Origin of the sequence: Xylanimonas allomyrinae, assembly GCF_004135345.1 — a bacterium.
In the GTDB taxonomy this organism is placed as follows: domain Bacteria; phylum Actinomycetota; class Actinomycetes; order Actinomycetales; family Cellulomonadaceae; genus Xylanimonas; species Xylanimonas allomyrinae.
In genome coordinates this window covers 177,866-200,681 of record NZ_CP035495.1, presented here as the reverse complement: position 1 = coordinate 200,681, position 22,816 = coordinate 177,866, and the positions used below count along the sequence as shown (strand labels likewise).

Annotated in this window: 22 protein-coding genes, 1 other RNA gene and 2 pseudogenes; 10 read left to right on the top strand and 15 right to left on the bottom strand. The window is 72.8% G+C overall.

Translation table 11 applies throughout. From position 1 onward, the window contains the following. Position 1 precedes the first annotated feature (1 nt). The 4 genes and pseudogenes from ET495_RS00875 to ET495_RS00860 form a co-directional block, all read right to left on the bottom strand. A pseudogene (locus tag ET495_RS00875) lies at positions 2-915 on the bottom strand (carbohydrate ABC transporter permease). Next, a complete protein-coding gene (locus tag ET495_RS00870; RefSeq protein ID WP_129201855.1) occupies positions 912-1,835 on the bottom strand; it encodes a carbohydrate ABC transporter permease in 924 nt (307 codons plus the stop codon). The pseudogene ET495_RS00875 and the gene ET495_RS00870 overlap by 4 nt, the downstream one beginning before the upstream one ends. Positions 1,836-1,909: 74 nt before the next feature. Then, positions 1,910-2,929: an extracellular solute-binding protein gene (locus tag ET495_RS00865; RefSeq protein ID WP_342770162.1), complete on the bottom strand. Its 1,020-nt coding sequence runs from the start codon at positions 2,927-2,929 to the stop codon at positions 1,910-1,912. A 429-nt stretch (positions 2,930-3,358) separates the two neighbouring features. Further along, the gene (locus tag ET495_RS00860) at positions 3,359-4,513 is read right to left on the bottom strand and encodes an ROK family transcriptional regulator (RefSeq protein WP_129201853.1); all 1,155 of its coding nucleotides are present in this window, start codon (positions 4,511-4,513) and stop codon (positions 3,359-3,361) included. A 142-nt stretch (positions 4,514-4,655) separates the two neighbouring features. On the opposite strand from ET495_RS00860, the gene ET495_RS00855 reads away from it, so the two are divergent. Continuing rightward, a complete protein-coding gene (locus tag ET495_RS00855; protein WP_129201851.1) occupies positions 4,656-5,591 on the top strand; it encodes a DUF4349 domain-containing protein in 936 nt (311 codons plus the stop codon). Positions 5,592-5,647: 56 nt separating this feature from the next. Here ET495_RS00855 and ssrA read toward each other — a convergent pair. From ssrA to prfB, 6 genes and pseudogenes are all read right to left on the bottom strand, one after another. Continuing rightward, positions 5,648-6,016: a transfer-messenger RNA gene (gene ssrA / locus ET495_RS00850) on the bottom strand. A 99-nt stretch (positions 6,017-6,115) separates the two neighbouring features. Next, complete coding sequence (gene smpB / locus ET495_RS00845; protein WP_211340943.1) at positions 6,116-6,622, bottom strand: SsrA-binding protein SmpB; 507 nt, start codon at positions 6,620-6,622, stop codon at positions 6,116-6,118. A 113-nt stretch (positions 6,623-6,735) separates the two neighbouring features. Next, entirely contained in the window at positions 6,736-8,130 is a 1,395-nt protein-coding gene (locus ET495_RS00840; protein ID WP_170220558.1) for a peptidoglycan DD-metalloendopeptidase family protein, read from the bottom strand. A gap of 6 nt (positions 8,131-8,136) precedes the next feature. After that, on the bottom strand, positions 8,137-9,051 hold the full coding sequence (gene ftsX, locus ET495_RS00835) for a permease-like cell division protein FtsX (protein WP_129201848.1): 915 nt from the start codon (positions 9,049-9,051) through the stop codon (positions 8,137-8,139). An 897-nt stretch (positions 9,052-9,948) separates the two neighbouring features. Next, positions 9,949-10,626 (bottom strand): annotated as a pseudogene (gene ftsE / locus ET495_RS00830) (cell division ATP-binding protein FtsE); the annotation flags it as partial. Between the two features lie 234 nt (positions 10,627-10,860). Continuing rightward, positions 10,861-11,976, bottom strand: coding sequence for a peptide chain release factor 2 (gene prfB, locus ET495_RS00825; RefSeq protein ID WP_129201847.1), 1,116 nt, complete (start codon positions 11,974-11,976; stop codon positions 10,861-10,863). Between the two features lie 191 nt (positions 11,977-12,167). Here prfB and ET495_RS00820 point away from each other — a divergent pair, with 191 nt between their 5' ends. The 8 genes from ET495_RS00820 to ET495_RS00790 all read left to right on the top strand — a co-directional run bounded on the left by ET495_RS00820 (position 12,168) and on the right by ET495_RS00790 (position 18,134). Beyond that, entirely contained in the window at positions 12,168-13,424 is a 1,257-nt protein-coding gene (locus ET495_RS00820; protein ID WP_129201845.1) for a TadA family conjugal transfer-associated ATPase, read from the top strand. Position 13,425: 1 nt separating this feature from the next. Next, positions 13,426-14,283 (top strand): type II secretion system F family protein, encoded by an 858-nt coding sequence (locus tag ET495_RS00815; RefSeq protein WP_129201843.1) that lies wholly within the window; start codon positions 13,426-13,428, stop codon positions 14,281-14,283. Then, positions 14,280-15,218 carry a type II secretion system F family protein gene (locus tag ET495_RS00810; RefSeq protein WP_129201840.1) on the top strand — a complete coding sequence of 313 codons (939 nt, stop codon included), beginning with the start codon at positions 14,280-14,282 and terminating at the stop codon, positions 15,216-15,218. The genes ET495_RS00815 and ET495_RS00810 overlap by 4 nt, the downstream gene beginning before the upstream one ends. A 134-nt stretch (positions 15,219-15,352) precedes the next feature. Then, a complete protein-coding gene (locus ET495_RS19060; RefSeq protein WP_281276151.1) occupies positions 15,353-15,475 on the top strand; it encodes a hypothetical protein in 123 nt (40 codons plus the stop codon). Beyond that, the gene (locus ET495_RS00805) at positions 15,472-15,888 is read left to right on the top strand and encodes a TadE family protein (protein WP_425471174.1); all 417 of its coding nucleotides are present in this window, start codon (positions 15,472-15,474) and stop codon (positions 15,886-15,888) included. The genes ET495_RS19060 and ET495_RS00805 overlap by 4 nt, the downstream gene beginning before the upstream one ends. After that, a complete protein-coding gene (locus ET495_RS00800; protein ID WP_129201838.1) occupies positions 15,885-16,334 on the top strand; it encodes a TadE/TadG family type IV pilus assembly protein in 450 nt (149 codons plus the stop codon). The genes ET495_RS00805 and ET495_RS00800 overlap by 4 nt, the downstream gene beginning before the upstream one ends. Then, positions 16,331-16,849 carry a hypothetical protein gene (locus ET495_RS00795; RefSeq protein WP_245993222.1) on the top strand — a complete coding sequence of 173 codons (519 nt, stop codon included), beginning with the start codon at positions 16,331-16,333 and terminating at the stop codon, positions 16,847-16,849. The genes ET495_RS00800 and ET495_RS00795 overlap by 4 nt, the downstream gene beginning before the upstream one ends. 37 nt (positions 16,850-16,886) lie before the next feature. Next, positions 16,887-18,134, top strand: coding sequence for a pyridoxal phosphate-dependent aminotransferase (locus ET495_RS00790; RefSeq protein WP_129201836.1), 1,248 nt, complete (start codon positions 16,887-16,889; stop codon positions 18,132-18,134). 8 nt (positions 18,135-18,142) lie between these two features. Here the strand turns inward: ET495_RS00790 and ET495_RS00785 are convergent, their stop codons facing one another. Together ET495_RS00785 and ET495_RS17455 are read right to left on the bottom strand one after the other, a co-directional pair. Next, a complete protein-coding gene (locus ET495_RS00785; RefSeq protein ID WP_245993220.1) occupies positions 18,143-19,345 on the bottom strand; it encodes an LCP family protein in 1,203 nt (400 codons plus the stop codon). 256 nt (positions 19,346-19,601) lie between these two features. Further along, entirely contained in the window at positions 19,602-19,760 is a 159-nt protein-coding gene (locus ET495_RS17455; protein ID WP_162616318.1) for a hypothetical protein, read from the bottom strand. Positions 19,761-19,991: 231 nt separating this feature from the next. Here ET495_RS17455 and ET495_RS00780 point away from each other — a divergent pair, with 231 nt between their 5' ends. Then, positions 19,992-20,774, top strand: coding sequence for an SOS response-associated peptidase (locus ET495_RS00780; protein WP_129201832.1), 783 nt, complete (start codon positions 19,992-19,994; stop codon positions 20,772-20,774). Between the two features lie 12 nt (positions 20,775-20,786). Here the strand turns inward: ET495_RS00780 and ET495_RS00775 are convergent, their stop codons facing one another. Genes ET495_RS00775 through ET495_RS18320 form a run of 3 tightly spaced genes read right to left on the bottom strand, consistent with a single transcriptional unit; the run spans position 20,787 to position 22,727 of the window. Continuing rightward, positions 20,787-21,824: an adenylate/guanylate cyclase domain-containing protein gene (locus ET495_RS00775; protein WP_129201830.1), complete on the bottom strand. Its 1,038-nt coding sequence runs from the start codon at positions 21,822-21,824 to the stop codon at positions 20,787-20,789. A gap of 19 nt (positions 21,825-21,843) precedes the next feature. Then, a complete protein-coding gene (locus ET495_RS00770; RefSeq protein WP_245993218.1) occupies positions 21,844-22,530 on the bottom strand; it encodes a biotin--[acetyl-CoA-carboxylase] ligase in 687 nt (228 codons plus the stop codon). After that, a complete protein-coding gene (locus tag ET495_RS18320; protein ID WP_245993217.1) occupies positions 22,482-22,727 on the bottom strand; it encodes a hypothetical protein in 246 nt (81 codons plus the stop codon). Before ET495_RS18320 ends, ET495_RS00770 begins: the two co-directional genes overlap by 49 nt. Between the last annotated feature and the right edge of the window lie 89 nt (positions 22,728-22,816).

The following is a 22,816-nucleotide window of genomic DNA, read 5'->3' as shown; positions in this document are numbered from 1 at the left end:
GTCAGCCCTTGACCGCGCCCGAGACGAGCCCGCTGGTCATCCGCCCCTGCACGAACAGGAAGAAGATGATGACGGGCAGGGCGATCAGGGACGAGGCCGCCATGACTTGCGCCCAGTCGACGCCGCGGCTCGCGGACGCCGAGATGAAGCCGCGCAGCCACAGCGGCAGCGTCTGCGCCGACTGCCCCGGCAGGGCGACGAGCGCGATGGTGAACTCGTTCCAGGCCTGCAGGAACGCGTACACGCCCGAGGCGACCAGCCCGGGGGCCAGCAGCGGCAGGGTGATCCGGATGAACGCCTGCGTGCGCGAGAGGCCGTCGACCATCGCGGCCTCCTCGAGCTCGGCCGGGATGCCGGCCACGAAGCCGCGCAGCATCCAGATGGTGAACGGCACGACGGCGGCCGTGTAGAGCACCGAGACGCCGAGCACGTTGTTGAGCAGGCCGGCGCTCGAGAGCATCTTGTACTGCGCGATGAACAGGCCCTCGGCCGGCAGCATCTGGATGAACAGCACCGCCAGCACGAACGACTTGCGCCCGCGGAAGCGGTACCGGCTGATCGCCAGCGCGCCGAGGAACGCGAAGACGAGCACGAGCACGACGGTCAGCCCGGTGATCGCCAGGCTCATGCGCAGCGCCGTCCAGAACCCGCTGCCCGCACCGAGCAGGGCCTTGAAGTTGGAGAGGGTGGCGTGCGTGGGCAGGAACTGCGGCGTCGTCGCCCGCAGGAGGGCGTTGGGGTGAACGCCGACAGCATCATCCAGTAGACGGGGAACGCCCAGAGGGCGGCGACGACGAGGGCGAACAGCGACAGCAGCCACTTGCCGATCCGGCGAGGAGTGAAGCGGGCACGCGGCCGCGGGCGACGCTCGACGGTGGCCGCGCCGACGGGCGGGGCGGTGGTGACGGCGGTCATGCCTCGTCCTCCTTCATCAGGCTGCGCACGTAGGGCGCGGACAGCACGATGGTGAGCAGCAGCACGAAGATCGACACCGCGGCCGCGCCACCGAAGTTGTTGCGGGCCATGCCGAGCTCGTAGATGAAGTTGCCCAGCAGGTTGGTCTCGGAGACCGGAGCACCGGCGTCCTGCAGCAGCCGGATCTGCGCGAACACGCGCAGGTCCCAGATGATCTGCAGCAGCAGCACGATGGCGAGCACGGGGCGCACGAGCGGCATGATGATGCGCCACAGGATCTGGCTGCTGTTCGCGCCGTCGATACGGGCCGCTTCGAGCAGCTCGTCGTTGACCTGGGTGAGCCCGGCGAACAGCGACAGAGCGACGAACGGCACGGACATCCACACGATGATGAGCGTCGCGATGAAGAAGAACGACATGGGTGTCGCGAGCCAGGAATGCCCGCGGTAACTTTCGAACCCGGCCTGGACGAGCAGCCAGTTGACGACGCCGGTGCGGGCGTCGAACAGCCACCGGAACACGGTGACGGCGGCGATGACGGGCGTGGCCCAGGCGAGCAGCATGGCGATCTGGACGACGACCTTGACCCAGCCGTACACGGCCCGCATGAGGAGGGCGACGGCGAGGCCGATGAGGACGGTCAGGCCTGCGTTGACCATGCAGAAGAGGATGGAGCGGATGACGACGGCGAAAGCGCTGTCGTCGGAGAAGATCCTCGCGTAGTTGTCGAGCCCGGCGAACGCCGGCGGCTGCCCGAACTGCTGGGCGAGCCCGAACTCCTGGAACGAGGTGACGATCTGCCAGTAGACCGGGTACCCGAGGCCGAGCAGGAGCACGGCGACGGCGGGGATGAGCAGCAGATACGGCGTGAGCGGTCGGCGGCGTTGCCGGATGGGCGCGTCCAGCGCCGAGGTGGCCATGGGACGGAACTCCTTCGCGGGGGCGAGGTCTCGGTGCGGGGGCGGCGGCGAGCCGCCCCCGCACCGATCGTGGGTCAGGACTGGCCGTTGAGCATCGGCGTGAGCTTGGCGTCGTACTTCTCCGCCAGAGCCTTGACGTCGCCGCCCTCGGCGATCTCCTTGAAGAGGTCCTCGTAGACGAAGGCACCCTCGACGGCGGCCCAGCCCGGCGCGGCCGGGGTGAGCTTGGAAGCCTGGGCGGTCTTGATCATCGTCTGGGCGAACTTGTCGACACCGAGCGACGAGGCGTAGTCCGAGTTGGCCGGGCCGAGGCCCGCGCCACCGAGCATCTTCTGGAAGTCGGCCGAGAAGATGATCCGCAGCAGGTTCTCCGCCAGCTCCGGGTGCTTCGACTTGGCCGAGATCGCGACGTTGGAGCCACCGGCGAACACCGGGGCCACGCCGCCGTCGACGCCCGGCAGGGCGAAGATGTCGAAGCGCGAGTCGTCGACCATGCCGTCGCGAACGTCCTTGCCCTCGTCGTTCTTCACGAGGTCACCGATCGACCAGCGCGCCCAGCCCGGGGCCATGATGGTCGCGGCGGCGGGGGCGGACCCGTCGGTGCCGTCGTTGATGAAGTCCCAGTACGCGACGTCGCGGTCGGTGCTCGGCAGCAGCGAGGCGCCCTGGTACACCTCCTGCCACTGCTCGAGGCCCTTGATGGTGTTCGGGTCGGACAGCGTCGACGTCCACGTGGTGCCGTCGACGGTGGCGAGCTCGCCGCCGTTCGCGAAGACCCACGAGATGCCGTTGCGCCAGTCCTGGCCGCCCATGGCGAAGCCCGACTGGGTGTCGGTCTTGAGCTTCTTGACCGACTCGGTGAACTCGCTCAGCGTCTGGGGCACCTCGAGGCCGGCGGCCGTCCAGATGTCCTTGCGGTAGAACATGTAGCGCGAGCCGAAGTAGTACGGCAGGGCGAAGTGCTTGCCGTCGAAGTCGCCGGCCTCGACGAAGGACGGGAGCAGCTTGTCGCCGCCCAGCTCCTGGTAGAGGTCGGGCGAGATCTCGCGGAACGCGCCGACGGCGCTGAAGGTCGGCGCCTGCGTGTTGCCGATCTCGACGACGTCGGGGTGTTCTCGGCGTCCGCCAGGGCGGTGGTCAGCTTGGTGACCAGGCCGTCCCAGCTCTGCTCCTCGATGGTGAGCGTCGAGCCCTCGTTCTCGGCCTCGAACGTCTTCTTGAGGTAGTCACGCAGGTCCTGAGGCGTGTCGGCGCCGTTGACCCAGAGCGTGATGTTGGCTGCCTCGGGCGCGCCGGTGGTCGCATCGGTGGAGGTGTCGTCACCGGTGTCGCTGCTGCACGCGGCGAGCGCAAGCGCCACGGTGATGGTCGATGCCACAGACGTGGCAACGAGGCGATTCCGCTTCATTGGGGGTTCATTTCCTCTCGTTGGAGCGTCGACGGCTGCGCCGTCGTGCTGGGGGGTTTCGTTGCTTGCCTGGTGCGCAGGCGGTTGTTGGCGCCGGATCACGGGTGGGCTGGGACTACGACACCCCCAGCTGGGCACCCAGGACGAGCACGGCGGCGCCAGCGAGCACCACGTCCTCGTCCAAGGTGGCCATCCGCAGCCGCAGCTGGTTGCTGACGGCCGGCATGGTTCGCTCGACGACGGTGGCCCGTGCGGCCTCCCGCAGGGCGCCGTCGAGCAGATCGGCGGGGCCGGACAGCAGCACCTCGCCGAGATTGAGGGCGGAGACCACGGGGGCGAGCGTGGTTCCGAGGATGCGGCCGACGCCTGCGAGCACCGCGTCGGCGGCCTCGCGGTCGAGGCCCGCGACCGCGCGGCGCAGCGCCCGCGCGGACAGGACGGTCTCCAGGCAGCCGCGGCGCCCGCAGGCGCAGACGTCGCCGTCGTCGACGACCGTCACGTGGCCGAGCTCGCCGGCGGCGCCGTGCGCTCCGTGCACCCGGTCGCCGTCGACGACGAGCCCGGCACCGACGCCCTGGCCGACGGTCACGACGAGCATCGAGTCGGCGCCGCCGCCATAGGTGTACTCGCCCAGCGCGGCGGTGTCGGCGTCGTTGGCGACGTGGACCGGCAGGCCGAGCCGTTCGGAAAGGATGTCGGCGAGCGGCAGGTCGGACCACCTGCGGTTGGGCGCCTCGATGACGCGCCCCTCCTCGGTGATGACGCCGGGTGAGCCGATGCCCACGCCGATGACCGACTGGGTGGCCGCGGCGACGAGGCGACGCGCGAAACGTTCTACGAGCGCCACGAGTGCGTCGCCCGTGCGGTCGTCGACGTCGAGGGAGCGGCGCACGACGGCCTCGCCCGTGAGCGTGAGGACGGCGCCGCGCATCACGGTGTCGTCCGACAGGTCGACCGCGACGATCTGGTACGCGTCGGTGCGCATCCCGACGAGGATCGCCGGCTTCCCGACCCCGCGGCCCCGCTGGACCCCCAGCTCCTCGACGAGCCCCTCGGCGAGAAGCTGGTTGATGAGGTCGGACACGGTCACCCGGGTCAGCGCGGTCGCCCGGGCGAGGTCGGCGCGAGACGTGGGGCCCTCGTGGAACAGGTGCTGCAGCACCAGCGCGCGGTTGTGCGCGCGGGTGTGCTCGGGGAGCACCTTGGCCGTGGCACGAAGCCCGGAGCCGAGGGCCCGCCGCGAGGCGCTGGCACTGGATGTCGAGGACATGTTTGTTAGTAAAGCGTCTTAACGTGAAACCGTCCACGGCCGCGGCGCGGCGTGATCGAATCGAGACGCAACCGCCCCGATCGTGACCGGACGGTGACCTGAAGCGTGCCCAACCGAGTCCTCGTGCCGACACACTCGGGACATGGAACGAACCCTGGGCACCGCACGCCGCGCCCACCGTCCCGGACTGCTCGTCGCGCTCGCAGCAGCGCTGCTGCTCGCGGGGTGCACGGCCTCCGGCCCGTCCGGCGCGGGCGACTCCGCCGACCAGGGCGGGGCCAACAGCGCGGAACACGCCGCCGCCGGTGCCGAGTACCGCGCCGGAACGACGTCCGACGACGCCGCCGTCGGCACGCGAGAAGTGGTCACGACCGGCACCGCGACCCTGGTCGCCGCCGACCCCTTCGACGCCGCCATGCGCATCGCCTCCCACACGGAGGCCGCAGGAGGGCGCGTCGAGGCGCGCGAGGAGCAACGAGGCATCGACGGCGAGCCGGCCAGCGCTCACCTGACGCTCCGCCTGCCCGCCGAGACGGTCAACGCCACGATCGACGCGTTCCGCAGCCTCGGCGACGTCGCCGACGTCTCGATCAGCAAGCAGGACGTCACCGCGACGGGCCGCGACCTCGACGCCCGCATCGCCGCGCTCCAGGCGTCCACGACACGCCTCACCGAGCTCATGGCAGGCGCCGCGAACACCGCCGACCTGCTCAAGGTCGAGCAGGAGCTCGCCAACCGCCAGGCGGACCTCGACGCCCTCAGGGCACAACGCGCCGACCTCAGCGACCGCGTCGCGATGTCGACGCTCGACGTGCACATCGTCGCCGACGAGGACGCCATCGCGGCACTCGCCCCGCCGCCCACGGGGTTCCGCGGCGGGCTCGAAGCCGGGTGGCACGCGCTCACCGCCGCGGCGCGCGCGGCAGCCGTGGCCTTCGGCGCCGTGCTTCCGTGGCTCGTCCTCGCAGGCGCCGGGCTCGCGGCGTGGCGCGGCGTCGCCGCCCTGGTGCGCCGCCGCCGCCCGGCCCCGCCGGTCACGAGCGCGCCGGTCACGAGCGCGCCGACGAACCCGACATGAGACGACGACGGCGGGCCGCCCTGGGGGCGGCCCGCCGTCGTCCGACAACTGGCTGATGGTGGAGCTGCAGGGAATCGAACCCTGGTCCGGTGACGCTTTTCCAGGACTTCTCCGGGCGCATTCTGCTATGGATTTTCTCGGCCCCCGCGCTTGCGCAGACTCATTCGCGGACGGGCTCAGTCGTCTAGGTGTCCCACCAGCCCCGACGACGTGAGCTGGCAGCAGTGGCTCTCTAGATGACGCAAGCTACCGGGTCGAGAGCGATCCCGGGCTCACGGACTTCGAGGCTCGCTCAGGCGGCGAGGGCGAAGTCGTTGCGCGTGTTATCGGCAACTATAGGTTTGCAGACATCGTTAACGAGATAAGCCTGCATCCTCGGCCCGCTTCTCCTCGAAGCACGACCACCGTCGAAACCGATCAGCCCCATGTGCAGTTGTCAACGCCCCCTCGCGGGAGCACCCCGGCCACGCCGGGAAGTCTCAGCCTACCGGAGCAACACCCGACGCAGCGACCGAATTCCGGCCTCAGGCGAGCAGCTCGCGCTGCCGCATCGCGCGCTGGGCCTCGCGCATGTCCTGCTGCTCACGCAGCGTCTGGCGCTTGTCGTACTCCTTCTTGCCCCGCGCGAGAGCGATCTCGACCTTCGCCCTCCCGTCGAGGAAGTACAGCGACAGCGGCACGATCGTGTGCCCCTTCTCCTGCACCTTGTGGCCCAGGCGCACGATCTCGTCCTTGTGCAGCAGCAGCTTGCGCTTGCGGCGCGGGGCGTGGTTGTTCCAGGTGCCCTGGAAGTACTCGGGGATGTGGACCCCCTCGAGCCACGCCTCGCCGCGGTCGATCAGCACGAACCCGTCGACGAGCGACGCGCGACCCATGCGCAGCGCCTTGACCTCCGTCCCGGACAGCACGACGCCGGCCTCGAGGACGTCCTCGATCACGTAGTCGTGGCGTGCCTTCTTGTTGTTCGCCACGATCGTACGCACGGGGCCCTGGGGTGCCTTCGCCTTGGGCTTCGGCTGGGCCTGCGGCACCTGCTTGGGCGCGCCCTTCGCCACGGTTGCTCCTTCTTCCGGTCGGCCTCCCAGGATACGGCGCCGCCGGAGTCCGGTCTGCGGTATTTCGCTCCGGCTCGCTGCCGGCGCCCCTACGGCAGGCGCGTCATCGGGTCGACCGTCGTCCCGTTGACGTACACCTCGAAGTGCAGGTGGCACGCCGTGACGGTGCCGGTCGCGCCCGCGAGCCCGACCTGCTGCCCCTTGCTGACCCACTGGCCTGCCCGCACGCTGAACTGCGACAGGTGCATGTACCGGGTCATGATGCTCTGCCCGCGGTCGCTGCCGTGGTCGATGATCACGTTGTTGCCCGCGCCGCTGTCGTAGTACGCCTTGACGACGTAGCCCGACTGAGACGCGTAGATCGGCGTGCCGCAGTACGCGCGGAAGTCCGTGCCGGCGTGCAGCCGCCAGTAGTGGAGCACGGGGTGGAAGCGCCACCCGTAACCGCTGGTCACGTACGGCACCGCCGTCGGCCATCCGAGGAACGTGCTCGTCGACGGCGGAGCCACTCCACCGCCGCCTCCCCCGCCGGAGGTGCCACCGCCGCCGGAGCCGTTGTTCTTGTCCTGCTCGCGGGCGGCCTCCTCCTCCTGACGGCGCTGCTCGGCGATGCGGTCGTCACGGTCCTTCTGCTCCGCGATGATCGCCTTGAGCTCGCCCTCGAGCGCCTTCTGCGAGGTCTCGTTCGCGCTGATCTCCGCGAGCGCGGCAGCCTTCTGGCTCTCGATCTCTGCCGTGAGCTGCTGCTGCTGGGCGATGAGCTGCTCGACCTCGGCCTTGCGGTCGCTCGCCTCCTGCTCTGCTCGCTGGGCCGTGGCCACGTTGGCGTCGGCGGCCTGCTTGAGCTGCGTGATCGTCTCGCGGATCGCCTGCAGCCGGGCCTCCTGGTTGCGGGCCACGGCCTCCGCGTCCTGGAGCTGGGTGAGCGCACGCGCCTGCGACCGAGCCGCCGACGACGAGACCGCATACGTCTGGAGGAAGTCCTCGGTGGACTGGGCACCGGTCACGATCCCCAGCGCGGACACCCTGCCCTGGCCGCGAGCGGCCTCGCGGGCCATCTGCGCGATGTCCGCGCGGGCCGCGTCGACCTGGTGCGAGCCGCTCGCGATCTGCGCGGTGACGGCCGACTCCTGGTCCTGCGCGTCCTGGAGCCGCTGCGCGAGGATCTCGGCCTCACGACGCGCGGCCTCGAGGTCTGCCTGTGCCCGAGCCAGCTCTGCCTGCGCGACCGGCAGCCGGCCCTCGACGGTGTTGAGGTCGAGCACCGCCTTCGCGAGCTTCGCGTTGGTCTCGTCGAGGTCTTCCTGGAGGGTGGCCCGTTCGGCCTTCTTCGCCTTGGCCTGCTGCTCGGCGGCCGCCCTGCGGTCGTCGATGTCGTCCGCCGACGCCGACGAGGCCGCCCCGAGCCCCAGCCCGAGGACGAGCAGCACCGCCGTCGCGGCTCGCGCCAGATTCTTTCCCTTGCCCGGACCTGCGTGCATCATCGAGCCTCACACCCTCGTGTAACGGTTGAGCGTCACGACCGACGAGACCACGGCGAGCGCCACCGCGATCCCGACCAGCAGCGGCGCCACCTGCAGGACGTCGCTCGTGGTCACGTAGGCGACCCACGTGACGGACTTCTCGAGCCAGTCGGTGACGAGATAACGCACGCCGAGCCACAGACCGCCGACGGCGAGCAGCGACCCGATGACGGCGGCGATCGCGCCCTCAAGCAGGAACGGCAGCTGGACGAAGAGGTTCGACGCGCCCACGAGCCGCATGATCCCGGTCTCCCGCCGTCGCGAGACCGCCGACAGGCGGATCGTCGTCGTGATCAGGAGGCCGGCCGTGAGCAGCATGACGACCGCGAGGCCCACGGCAAGCATCGACAGCCGGTTGAGCGCGAGGAACAGGGGCCGGAAGATGGCTCGCTGGTCCTCCACGACCTCGACACCGTCACGGCCCTGCAGCACGTCGGCGACGACCTCGTAGTGGCTCGGGTCGCGGAGCTTGAGCCGCAACGACGCCTGCATGTCGTCCTCGGTGAGCTGTGTTCCCTGGTATCCGTCGGGGTAACGCTCCTGGAAGGCACGGAACGCGTCGGCCTTGGTCTCGACGTAGGTGTGGGCGACCTCGCCGCCCAGCTCGTCGTCGATCACGCGGCGGATCGCGTCGATCTGTTCCTGTGTGGCCTCGCCGCCGGCGCACGTGGGCGCCGCCGAGAAGTCCCTGGGGCACAGGAAGACGGAGACCTCGACGCGGTTGTACCAGTCGTCCTGGAGCTTGCCGACCTGCGCCTGGATGAGGGCGGCCGCGCCGACGAAGGCGAGCGAGACGAACGTCACCAGGACGACGGACACGACCATGGACAGGTTGCGGCGCAGCCCGCGCAGCACCTCGGTCAGGACGAACTGAACGCGCATCGGTCAGTCCTCCCCTCTCATGCGCAGGGCGTGCTCACGCAGCACCTGCTGCACGATGTCGTCGGCATCGGCCGGGGGACCCGCTGCGGGGTCGACCAGACGCGCCGCACCGTAGGGCGCCGGGACCGTGTAGGTGATGGGTGCGGGTGGGGCCGCAACCGGGGCGTCGCCGTCGCCGTCGCCGTCGAAAGCACCGTCGACGTCGAACGGGATGTCGGGTTCGCGCGGGATCGGGTCTGGTGTCTCACGGCTCGCCGCGGGAACGGCCGTCGCCGCGGGAACGGTCGTCGCCGCGGGAACGGTCGTCGCCGCGGCCGGCACGACGGCGTCGGCCTGCGCTGCCGCGACCAGCACGCCGTCGGCTCGCTGCTCCTGAGGCACGTCGTGCGCGGGCTCCGCGGGCGGCACGTCGACGTCGATGCCCGCGACCGGCGCCTCGCCCGCCGCCGGCCGTTCGCCGTCGCCGGCCGCCACGGCCGGCGCGTCACCCGAGTCCGCCACGGCCGGCACGGCTTCGGCTGCCGCCCTGGGCGCCTCCTCGACGCCGCCGGCGCTGACCGCGGGCGCGACGGCCGCGTCGTCGGCGGTCGTCACCGCAATGGGCCCCGCGGTGGGCCCCGCAACGGGTCCCGCGAGGGGCCCCGCGTTGTGCTCCGCGATCGGCTCCGCAAGGGGCTCCGGGTCGCGCGCCGTGCGACGCAGGCGGCTCTGGCGGCGCTGCCGCGTCTCGTTCGCGGCTTCCTCGACCGCACGGGCCGCAGCGGCCTCCGCGGCCGCCTCCGCCTCGAGGTCGCCCGCCTCCGGGGTGACCTCGATGCGCGGCACCTGCCGTTGCCCCTGGCCGGGGGCGTCGAGCACCGGGGTCGCGGCGACGTCGGGCAGGATGCGCTCGCGCTCGCCGTAGACGCCGACCGTCTCGTCGCGCACCACCTGACCCGCCGAGAGCTCGACGACGCGCTTGCGCATCTCGTTGACGATCTCGTCGTCGTGCGTGGCCATGACGACAGTGGTCCCGGTGCGGTTGATGCGTTCCAGCAGGCGCATGATGCCCAGCGACGTCGTCGGGTCGAGGTTTCCGGTGGGCTCGTCCGCCAGCAGGATCGGAGGGCGGTTGACGAACGCTCGCGCGATCGCCACGCGCTGCTGCTCACCACCGGACAGCTCGTGCGGGCGGCGCTTCTCCTTGCCGTCGAGGCCCACCATCTCCAGGACCTCGGGCACCGTCGTCTTGATGACGTGGCGCGGGCGGCCGATGACCTCGAGCGCGAACGCGACGTTCTCGGCGACCGTCTTGTTGGGCAGCAGACGGAAGTCCTGGAAGACCATGCCGATGCTGCGACGCAGGCTCGGGACCTTCCACCCGCTCAGCCGCGACAGGTCACGGCCGGCGACGTAGATGCGCCCCCGCGTGGGGCGCTCCTCGCGCAGGGCCAGGCGCAGGAACGTCGACTTTCCCGACCCTGACGCGCCCACGAGGAACACGAACTCGCCGCGTGCGACGTCGACGGAGACGTCGTGCAGGGCCGGCCTCGCGCCTCGCGAGTAGACCTTCGACACGCTCTCGAACCGGATCACGGCGCGGGCTCCCGTGGTTGGGGACGGAACAGCGGAGCGTTCGCCCGAGGCAGCCTCGGACGGACATTTCCGCGCTCGACCATCGCACGCCCGCCGAGAGCCCTGGGTCAGTGACACGCCGCTGTGCGCGAACCTGGACGCAGGTGCGCGGCGGTTTCGCGCGCGCATCGGAGGGCCCCTCGGAACACCCTGAATCACGCCTGGGTGCGGCCTGAAAGACGCGCTCGTGCGCCGTCAGGCCTGGGAGATCTGCGACGACCGCCGCCAGCGGATGCCGGCCTCGATGAAGTCGTCGATCGCGCCGTCGAACACGGCCGCCGGGTTGCCGCTCTCGTGCTCGGTGCGCAAGTCCTTGACCATCTGGTAGGGCTGCAGCACGTAGGAGCGCATCTGGTCGCCCCAGGACGCCTTGATGTCGCCCGCGAGCTCCTTCTTCTTGGCCGCCTCCTCCTGCTGGCGCACCAGCAGCAGGCGCGACTGGAGCACGCGCAGAGCGGCCGCGCGGTTCTGGATCTGCGACTTCTCGTTCTGCATCGACACGACGATGCCCGTGGGGATGTGCGTCATGCGCACCGCCGAGTCGGTCGTGTTGACCGACTGGCCGCCCGGACCCGACGAGCGGAACACGTCGACCTTGATCTCCGACTCAGGGATCTCGACGTGGTCGGTCTGCTCGATGAGCGGCACCACCTCCACGGCCGCGAACGACGTCTGACGCCGACCCTGGTTGTCGAACGGCGAGATGCGCACCAGGCGGTGCGTGCCCGCCTCGACCGACAGGTTGCCGAACGCGTACGGGGCATTGACCTCGAACGTCGCCGACTTCAGCCCCGCCTCCTCGGCGTACGAGGTGTCCATGACCTTCGTCGGGAAACCGTGCCGCTCCGCCCAGCGCAGATACATCCGCATCAGCATCTCGGCGAAGTCCGCGGCATCCACGCCGCCCGCACCCGACCGGATCGTCACGACGGCGTCGCGCGCGTCGTACTCGCCGCTCAGCAGCGTGCGCACCTCGAGCGCGTCCAGGTCCTTGCGGATCCCGTGGATCTCCGCCTCCGCCTCGGTGAGCGAGTCGGCATCCTCCATCTCGTTGCCCAGCTCGACGAGCGTCTCGACGTCGTCGATGCGCGAGCCCAGGTCCTTGACCCTGTTCAGCTCGGCCTGCGTCGCCGACAGCGCCGAGGTGACCTTCTGCGCCGCCTCCGGGTCGTCCCACAGGTCGGGGGCCGACGCCTGGTCCGAGAGCTCGGCGATCTTCCGCCGCAGCGCCTCGGGGTCGCTCACCGACTCGATGGACTCGAGCGTGGAGCGCAGCGCGCGGATCTCTGCGGGAAAGTCGATGGAGGCCACGAGTGTCAAGGCTACCTGGGTGCCCGGGTGGGCGAGCACGCGGGCGCTCTCGGCCCACAAGGTTTGTCCACAGGGGTTTTCAGACGGCCGGTCGTATCGATTACCCTTCCCGGCGCGGTGGCCCAGCCGGGGCCGCACGCACCGAGCGGCCGGGCCTCCGACCAGCGGCCGGCCAGGGAAAGGGACCTCGCATGACCGCCGTGATCGACGACCCCGCGACCATCCTCGAGCACGAGGTGCGCGAGCTGGTTCGCCGCCGCGGCATCGACCCGGTGCGAGAGCGAGAAGCCCTCGACCGCCTCGTCACCGACGCCGTCGGCGACTACGCCGACCGGACCGCACGCGGGCTCGTCCCCGCCCTGCCCGACGCCGCGCGGACCGCACGCGCCCTCGTCGACTCCCTCGCCGGCCTCGGACCCCTCCAGCAATACCTCGACGACCCCACCGTCGAGGAGATCTGGCTCAACTCCCCCGCCCAGGTCTTCGTCGCGCGCGGCGGCGTCCCCGAGCTCACCACGACGATCCTCACCGAGCAGCAGGTGCGCGACCTCGTGGAACGGATGCTCAAGGCGAGCGGGCGACGGCTCGACCTGTCCTCACCGTTCGTCGACGCGGCCCTCCCCGACGGGTCGCGGCTGCACGTGGTCATCCCCGACATCACCCGCTCGCACCTGGCGATCAACATCCGCAAGCACCTGGTCCGGGCCCACCGCCTCGAGCACCTGGTCCGGCTCGGGTCGCTCACGCCGCACGCTGCCGCATTCCTCGACGCGGCGGTGCGCGCCGGGCTCAACATCCTGGTCGCGGGAGCGACCCAGGCAGGCAAGACGACGATGCTCAACGCCCTCGCCGGCTCGATCCCCGCCTCACAGCGGGTCATCACCGCCGAGGAGGTCTTCGAGCTGCGCCTCGACGTGCGCGACGTCGTGGCGATGCAGTGCCGCCAGGCGTCGCTCGAAGGCACCGGGGAGATCCCGCTGCGGCGGCTGGTCAAGGAGGCGCTCCGGATGCGACCCGACCGCATCGTCGTAGGCGAGGTGCGCGAGGCCGAGAGCTTCGACCTGCTCGTCGCCCTCAACAGCGGCGTGCCGGGCATGTGCACGATCCACGCCAACTCGGCACGCGAGGCCGTGACCAAGCTGTGCACGCTCCCGCTGCTCGCGGGCGAGAACGTGACCCACCACTTCGTGGTGCCGACGGTGGCCAGCGCCGTCGACGTCGTCGTCCACCTGGGCGTGACGCCCGACGGCGCGCGGCAGGTGCGCGAGATCGTGGCGGTGACGGGACGCGTCGAGGAGGGGCGCGTCGAGACCGCGGGCCTGTTCCACCGCCAGCCCGCCGCGCTCGGCGGGCGCCTCGTGCGCGGCGACGGGTTCCCGCCCGGCGAGGAGCGGTTCGCGCGCGTCGGCCTCGACGTGCGCGCGCTGCTCGCGGGCGAGGCGGCCTGACGTGGGCGTGCTCGCGGGGCTGCTGCTGGGGCTCGGCCTGTTCTGCCTGTGGTGGTCGTGCTGGATGCCTGACGGGCGGCCCCGGCGCACCTCCGCGCGCCGGGCGCGCACCCAGGATCTGCTGGTGCAGGCCGGCGCGGCCTCGGTGACTCCCGGCGCGCTCCACGGGGCGAGCGCGGTGCTCGCCGTCGTCGTGCTGCTCGCGGTGCTCGCCACCACGCGCTCTCCGGCGATCAGCCTGTGCTTCGCCCTCATGGCGGCGGCAGCGCCGTCGGCGCTCGTCACGGCCCGCGCCCGCAAGCGCCGTCGTGGCCTGCGTGAGGTCTGGCCCGAGGTCGTCGACCACCTCGCGTCGGGCGTGCGCGCCGGGCTGTCGCTGCCCGAGGCCGTGGGCCAGCTCGGTGAGCGCGGGCCGGTCGAGCTGCGCGAGCAGTTCACCCGGTTCGCCGCCGACTACCGCGCGACCGGACGCTTCGCCGAGTGTCTCGACCTGCTCAAGGCCCGGCTCGCCGACCCGGTCGCCGACCGGATCATCGAGGCGCTGCGCCTCACGCGCGAGGTCGGCGGCTCGGACCTGGGACGGTTGCTGCGGGCGCTGTCGGCGTTCCTGCGGGAGGACAACCGCACGCGGCTCGAGCTCGAGGCCCGGCAGAGCTGGACGGTCAGCGGCGCGCGGCTCGCCGCCGCCGGACCCTGGGTGGTGCTGGCCTTCCTGGCGACCCGGCCCGAGACGGCCCGCGCGTACGACTCGGGCGCCGGGGTGCTCGTGCTCGCGGGCGGGGCGGCATGCTCGGCGCTCGCGTACCGGCTCATGCTGCGGATCGGGCGCCTGCCCGAGGAAGGCCGGGTGCTGCGATGAGCGGCTGGGCCTCTCCGGCCGGTGCGCTCCTGGGGCTCATGGGCGGCATCGGTCTGCTGCTGATCGTCGCGGGCGTGCGCGGGCGACGCGTCACCCTTGCCGAGCGCCTGGCGCCCGCGCTGCGCCCGCGCGACGCGACCAGCGGCCTGCTGCGCGAGCAGCCGGTGCGCTCGCCGTTCCCCGTCGTCGAACGGCTCCTCGCGCCCTGGCTCGCGGACGTCGCGCGCTGGGCCGAGCGGCTCGGCTCCCCGCGTGCCGAGGTACGCCGACGGCTCGACCGGGCAGGCTCCGCCGAGAACGTCGACCAGTTCCGCGCCCGGCAGGTGGTGTGGACCGTCGGCGGGCTGGCCGCAGGTCTCGCGCTCGCCCTGCTGATCGGTATCGCGCGCGGGTTCGCCCCGGTGCCGCTCGCGCTGCTCGTCGCCATCTGCGGCGCGTGCGGCTTCGCCGCGTGCGACCAGCTGCTCAGCCGTCAGATCGCCCAGCGCGAGGAGCGCATGGTCGCCGAGTTCCCGACCGTCGCCGAGCTGCTCGCGCTCGCCGTGACCGCGGGCGAGTCGCCCGTCTCCGCCCTCGAACGGGTCGCGGGGGCGGCACGCGGCGAGCTGTCCGCGGAGATCCGCCGGATGCTCGCCGACGTGCGCGCCGGCGCGCCGATCGGCCTCGCCCTGACCGACCTGGCCGACCGGACGGGTCTGCCGTCGCTGATGCGGTTCGCCGAAGGCGTCGCAGTCGCCCTGGAACGCGGGACGCCGCTCGCCGAAGTGCTGCGCCTGCAGGCTCAGGACGTCCGGGAGGCCGGGCGCCGCGCCCTCATGGAGGCGGGCGGGCGCAAGGAGGTCGCGATGCTCGTGCCCGTGGTCTTCCTGATCTTGCCCGTGACCGTCGTCTACGCCGTCTTTCCGTCCCTGGCCACGCTCCGCGTCGGCCTGTAGCACCCGCACCGAAAGGGAACCACCATGCACGACGCCGCCTCCCCGCCACCGAGCCGGTCGAGACGCCCGCGCAGGCCGCCGCGGCGAGCCCCGCCACGCGACGGCCGGAGGCCCTCGACCCTGAGCGCGGCGACGTGCCCGGCTGGGTCCTGGTCACGCTGATGACGGCGGGCCTCGTGGTCGCGCTGTGGGCGATCGCCGGTCCGCTGCTCGAGGGCGCGTTCACGCAGGCGATCTCGAGCGTCACGGGCCGGTGAGCGCTCTGCTCCCGCGCACGGGCCGCCAGGGGGCAGCGGTGCCGGGCGAGCGAGGCTCGGCCGTCGCCGAGTTCACCATGGTCGCCGCGCTCGTCGTCGCGTTGTTCCTCGGCGTCGTGCAGGTCGCCCTCGTGCAGCACACGCGGTCGCTGCTCATCGACGCCGCCGCGGAGGGGGCACGGGTCGCGGCGCGCGCGGACCGCGGCCCTGCCGACGGCGTCGCCCGGACGCGTGCCCTCATCACGCAGTCGGTGTCGGCGCGGTACGCCGACGACGTCGTGGCCTCGACCTCGATGCGCTGGGGAGTGCCCGTGGCCGAGATGACGGTGCGGGCGCCGCTCCCGCTGGTCGGCCTGCTGGGGCCGTCGGGCACGGTCGTGGTGACGGGCCACGCCCTGGAGGAGGCCCGGTGACGGTCGACGACTCCGAGCGCGGCTCCGCCGTCGTCGAGTTCATCGGCACGACGGTGGTGCTGCTGATCCCGCTGGTCTATCTCGTGCTGACCGTGGGGCGCCTCCAGGCCGGGGCGTTCGCCGTCGACGGCGCGGCCCGCGAGGCCGCGCGCGCCGTGGTCACCGCGGTCTCCTCCGACGACGCCGCCGCGCGCGCCCGCGTCGCGGCGGGGATCGCGCTGGAGGATCAGGGCTTCGACCCGCAGCCGGCGCTGACGGGCGGCGCCGTGCAGGTGACCTGCGCGGCCGACCCGTGCCTGAGTCCGGGTGGCACGGTGACGGCCACGGTGCACACCCGCGTCCCGCTGCCGTTCGTGCCGGAGGCGCTGCGCTCGTGGGTCCCCCTGGAGGTGCCCGTCGAGTCCCGCTACCGGGCGAGCGTCGACCAGTTCCGCGAGGTCCGATGACGACGCCCCACGCTCCCGCCCGGGCGCGCGCTCAGGTGGCGGCGCGGGAGCGCGCCCCGCAGGCGGAGGACGGGCGGATCCTGCTGCTGACGCTCGGCTTCGTCGTCCTCGGTCTCATGCTCGTGGCCGTCGTCGCCTCGGCTGCCGCGGTCCACCTCGATCACAAGCGCCTGTACAACCTCGCCGACGTGCTGGCCGCCAGTGCCGCCGACGCGATGCCACCCGGCCGGCACCTCGTGGCCGCCGCGCCCGGCGTCGGCGGTGGCGGCCTTCTGCTCAGCGACGACGCCGTGGCCCGCGCGGTCGCCGCCGAGCTCGCCGCGTACCCGTTCCCGGAGCAGCTCCCGGAGGGGCTGCGGGTGGCCGAGGCGGACTCGCCCGACGGGCGCTCGGCTCGGGTGACGCTGGTGGCGTCGTCGCACCCACCGCTGGTCGGATGGTTCACGCGCACGGCCGGGCACGGGTTCACGATCTCCGCGTCGTCGACCGCGCGGGCCGTCACCGGTGGACCGTGACGGCGCGCGGCGCGGACCGCCCGCTACTCTCCCGACCATGACGGCCCTCCCCCGCGGCGCCTGGCAGGACGTCGCCCGCGCCACCGGTCTGCTCACGCCCGCGGCGACCTCTGCCGACGAGGTCGCGGCGACGATCTTCGCCGAGATGTCGGCCCTCGCCTCGCGGACGGGGGCCATCAACCTCGGCCAGGGGTTCCCCGACGTCGACGGCCCCGACGCGATCAAGGCGGCGGCGATCCGCGCGATCGAGCGGGGCGACAACCAGTACCCGCCCGGCCCGGGCATCGCGGAGCTGCGCACCGCCGTCGCCGCGCACCAGCGGCGCCACTACGGTCTCGACGTCGATCCCGAGTCCGAGGTGCTCGTCACGACGGGCGCGACCGAGGCGCTCGCGTCGGCGGTGCTCGCGCTCACCGGCCCGGGCGACGAGGTCATCACGCTCGAGCCGTTCTACGACGCGCACGCCGCGGTGATCGCCCTGGCGGGTGCGACGCACGTGCCGGTCGCGCTCGCGCCGACGCCCGGCGGGTTCCGCCTCGACGTGGCGGCGCTGCGGGAGGCCGCGAGCCCGCGCACGCGGATGCTGCTGATCAACTCCCCGCACAACCCGACGGGCACGGTGCTCACGCGCGCCGAGCTCGACGCGGTGGCCGCGGTGGCGCGCGAGTGCGACGCGATCGTCGTCACCGACGAGGTCTACGAGCATCTGACGTTCGACGGCGCCGTGCACGTCCCGCTCGCGAGCCTGCCGGGGATGGCCGACCGCACGCTGACGGTCTCCTCCAGCGGCAAGACGTTCAGCCTCACCGGGTGGAAGATCGGCTGGGTGCACGGCCCGGCCGCGCTGGTGACGGCGGTGCGCACGGTCAAGCAGTTCCTCACGTACGTGTCAGGCGCACCGTTCCAGCCCGCGATCGCGCAGGCCCTGGCCGACGACGACGCACCGCGCGCGCTGGCGGAGTCGCTCGCCGCGCGGCGCGACCTGCTGTGCGAGGGTCTGCGCGCGGCCGGGTTCGACGTCGTGGTGCCGCAGGGTACCTACTTCGTCGTCGCGGACGCGTCGGCGATCGTCGCCCGGCACGGGCTGGCCGACGGCGTGGAGCTCGCGCGCCGTCTGCCCGAGCTGGCGGGGGTCGTCGCGATTCCGATGGCGGCGTTCTGCCGGGCCGGGTCGCCGACGTCGGAACGCCTGCGCGACGCACTGCGGTTCACGTTCGTCAAGCGCGAGGACACGCTGCGCGAGGCCGTCTCACGGCTGCGGACGCTGGCCGGCGGGAGCCGTTGACCGCAGGCTCAGGGGCAGATCCCGGGGCGAACCGGTGCGGGCGGAGGCTCGGGCGCGGCCGGAGCCGGGTCGGGCACGTCGCCGGGCACCTGCCCGCCGTCGGAGGCCGACTCGGAGCCGGCGGGCACGATCGGGTCGTTCTCGCCGCCCGCCTCGGGTGCGGGCTCCGGTTCGGGTTCCACCAGCACGGGTGGCGGCTCGTCGGCGATGATGCGCGCCCAGATGACGTCGGCCTGCGCGGTGAGCCACACGACGCGGTTGGGGTCCGACGGTGCGGTCGTCACGGGCAGCGGCGTGAACACGATGTGCGCGGGGTCGATGGTGCGCAGGCTCCACGCGAGGCCCGCGAGCGCCGCCGGGCTGGCCAGGCCACGCCCCGTGGACACCGAGGCGAGCACGGCCTCGACCATGCGGAACAGCTGGGGTGAGTTCGTGATGACGTTCTGGGCGAGGACCTCGCGCAGCATCGCGTCGACGAAGACCTGCTGGCGTTCGATGCGCGCGAGGTCGGATCCGAGCTCCAGGCCCATCCCCGTCCCGCCGCGGGCCCGCAGGAAGTTGATCGACTGGTGCCCGTCGAGGCGCTGTTCGCCCGCGGGCAGGTCGAGGTCGATGTGGCGGTCGCCGCGCACCGGTTCGGGCAGGCACATGCGGACCCCGCCGAGCGCGTCGACGACGCCGATGACGCCGTTCATCTTCACCACGACGTGATCGGTGACGCGCACGCCGGTGAGCTGCTCGACCGTGAGGATCGTGCAGGCCGCGGCCCCGGTGAGGTCGCGTTCGGGCCCGCCGCCGATGGCGAACGCCGAGTTGAACATGGCGCCGCGCCGGGCGCGGCTCTCTCCCCCGCCCGGCAGCGGGCACGCCGGGATGTCGACCAGGGAGTCGCGCGGGATCGACACCACCTCGATGCGGCTGCGGTCCCCTGCGACATGGACCAGGAGCGTGGTGTCCGAGTGGAACTCGTCTCCCTCGCCGGCGAGCTCCGCGTTGCCCTCGCCGCGGTAGTCGGTCCCCATGACGAGGATGTTGAGCGGCTGCCCGGTGAACGGGTCGTCGGGCAGCTCGGGGCGGTCGTCGCGGTCGGCGAGCAGCGTGTCGACGTCGGAGATCGCGAGCCCCGAGCGCAGGTCGAGGTAGACGGCGCAGCCCCCGGCGAGGGCGAACGCCAGGACGCTGGTGAGCACCATGCCGAGCACGCGTGACACGCCGCGCCCGCGCAGGCGGCTGGCGTGGCGCGGCCCGCGGCCGGGGGTTCGGGGGTCCGTGCGTCTCGCCCGCCGGGGCACGCCAGGGCGCCCGGCGCGCGCCTGGTGGCGCGGGCGGGGCCGAGCGCGGTGCCGCGGCGAACGAGAGATCACGCCCGGGACGCTAACCGGCCTGCGTGCGCGATCGGCGTGCGGGGCGCGTTCCTGCTTCCGCTCAGGCGCGCCCTTGCGGCATCGCCCGTCGACGGGCCCGCGGCTACGGGCAGACGCCGGGGGCAGCGCCGCCGGGCTCGCGAGCCCCGGGGCTGGTCGAGATCGGCCGCAGCACGGCCTCGGCGAGAGAGTCGACGACGCCGATGACGCCGTTCATCTTCACCACGACGTGGGGCACGCCGGATGTCGACCAGGCCGTCACGCGGGATCGACACCACGTCGATGCGCCTGCGGTCCCCAACGACATGGACCAGGAGCGTCGGGCGACGAGGGCGACGGGTGCGCGACGCGGTGCCTGCGCCGGTGCGGCGCGGGCCGCGGCGGTGAGGTGGCAGCCCTCGGACCCTGGTGACGCAAGGACGCCGGCGCCGGGTCTCGGCGCTGCCGCCGGTCTCGTGCGCTGCGTATCGGCCCCCCGCGAGAGGATGGCTGCATGTGCGGCCGCTTCGCCTCCTTCCGCAGCGCCCAGGACGTCGCCGACGACGTCGCGATCGCCGAGCTCGCCGACGACGCGCGTCTGCTGCCGCCGTCGTGGAACGTGGCACCGACCGACGACGTGCGGATCGTCGTCGAGCGGTCCACGCGCACGCAGGCCGGGCCGGGCACGGGCGAGATCACGCGGTCGCTGCGGCTGGCCCGCTGGGGCCTGGTGCCGTGGTGGGCCAAGGACGCGAGCGGCGGGGCGCGCATGATCAACGCACGCGCCGAGACGCTGCTCGGCAAGCGGGCGTTCGCGAAGCCGCTCGCGGTGCGCCGCTGCCTCGTCGTCGCCGACGGCTACTACGAGTGGCGCCGGCTGGCGGCGCCGCCTGGCGCGCCCGCGCGTGCCGCGCAGCCACGCCAGCCGTACTGGATCCACCGTGACGGCGAGCTGGTCGTGTTCGCAGGCCTGTACGAGTTCTGGCGCGACAAGGCCCGGGCCGACGACGACCCGGGCCGCTGGCTGGTGTCGACGACGATCGTCACCACGGCGGCGAGCGCACCGATGGCCCACATCCACGACCGCATGCCTGTCGTGCTTCCCGCCTCGGCGTGGGACGCCTGGCTCGACCCGGCGGTGGGGGCAGACCGGGCTGCGGGCCTGCTGACGGCCCCGGTCGAGAAGTTCGGGCTGCGCCCTGTGACGTCGCTGGTCAGCTCGGTGCGCAACAACGGGCCGAGCCTGCTCGCACCGGACCCCGCACCGGCAGACGGCGGCGTGCCCGGCACGCCCTGACGTGCGTGCCTCTCAGCCCCCGCTGTACGCGCGCTGCAACCGCACCGGTCGCATGGTGCCGAGTCCTTGCAGCTCGGCCTCCGGCTGCTCGGTGAGCGCGTAGCGCGGCGACGTCGCCAGCAGCGCCGCCGTCGCCGGGTCCACGAGCACCTCACCGGGCTGCGACGCCTCGGTCAGACGCGAGGCCAGGTTGACCGACGGCCCGAACACGTCACCGAACCGTGACAGCACCCTGCCCCACACGAACCCGACGCGCACGGGGATCTCCGGCCCCTCGCGCGCGGCCGTCGACAGCCCGAGCGCGACCTCGGCGCCGTGCTGCACGTCGTCGGCGATGAACAGGACGGCGTCACCGACCGTCTTGACCACGCGCCCGCCCGCCTCGGTCACGATGTCGCGGGCACGCGTCTCGAAGAGCTGGACGAACTCGCTGAGCTCCTCCGAGCCCAGGCCCGCCGTGCGCTTGGTGAACGAGACGATGTCGGCGAACCCGACGGCACGCCGCAGCGGCAGCTTGCGCTCGTCGAGGTCGCCGCTGCGCGCCCCGGCGAACTCCGTCGCGTACCGGCCGGTCACCGCCGCGAGCTGGCGCCGCCAGGCGTGCTCCAGCTGGTGGGCGAGCACGTCCGCCAGGTGCGGCATGGTGTCGAGCACCGTCAGGCGCGCGCTCAGGTCGTCGAGGTCGCGTTCGCGCGCGGCGTGCTCGACGAACGCCTCGACCTGCCACAGCGCGAGGCGCTCGGTGGTGTGCCCCATCGAGCGCACGAGCGTGCGCAGCGCCGCGGCGTCGAGGTGCTCGGCCGCGGCCAGCCGCGCCATCTCGCGCAGCGAGTCCATGTCGGCCTCGGTGAACCAGCGCTCCGTGGGGTGCTGCACGGGCAGACCGAGCCAGCGCCAGTAGTCCTCGATGAGGTCGTGCGGCAGACCCGTGCCCTCGGCCAGGTCGTCGAGCGTGTATCGCCGCGGGCCGCCGAGAATCTCCAGGTCGATGCGGGCTGCCGTGTCGTGCGAGGGTTCTGCGGCGTCGTCGCTCGTGGTGTCGCTCGTCACGCGGGCCAGTCTAGGTGGGTCACCCCTGCGCCCGTCCGGCGCGTCGCACATGGTGCACGTCACCCGCGGCGACGACCCGCACGCTCCCGTCCTTGCGCACGACGACGAGTGCCCCGTCGGGGGCGAGCCGGTGCGCCGTGCCCTCGACGATGCAGGCGCCGCCCGCGAGCTCGGCGCGCACGGGCGTCCCGAGCGTCGCCGACACCGCGGCGTACTCGTCGGCGAGGGACGGGGCACCGCCGGGGCCGGGCGCGTCGGCGTCGCCGTCGTCGCCGCACCACCGCTCGACGACGGCGGTGAGCTCGCCCAGCAGCGCCGCCAGCAGCGTGGTGCGGTCGGTCGCGGCGGCGGGTGCGGCGGCGAGCGCGAGCGACGTCGCGCTCGGCACAGGAAGCTCGTCCGCTGCCTGCGTGACGTTGAGCCCGACACCGACGACGACGCCGTCCGGGACGACCTGCGCGAGGATCCCTGCGACCTTGCGCCACCGCCCGAACCCGTCGAGCTCCTCGGCGGCGGGCAGCACGACGTCGTTGGGCCACTTGAGCGAGGCGGGCACGCCGCGGGCACGCAGCACGCGCACGACCGCGAGACCGCTGAGCAGCGGGAGCCAGCCGAGCGCGTCGTCGGGAACCTCGGGTCGCAGCAGCACCGACACGGTCAGCGCGGCGTGCGGCGGCGTGTGCCAGGTGCGCCCCGCGCGACCCATTCCCGCGGTCTGGTGCTCCGCCGCGAGCGCCGCCGGAGCGTCGAGGGGGCCCCGGCGGCCGTGGCAGCGCGCGAGCGCTCGGCGAGCTCGGTGTTGGTGGAGGCGATCGTCGGCACGACGTCGACGGTCGCCCACTGCCCGGCCGGTCGCAGCACTGCGCGTCGCACGGCCTCGACGTCGAGGGTCGAAGGTTCCACGGGGCCATCCTGCCGCATCGGCGCGTTGTGGGGTCTCACCAAAAGATCGCTGCGGCGCGCGTCGTCGGGCGCATCGATCTGTACGGACC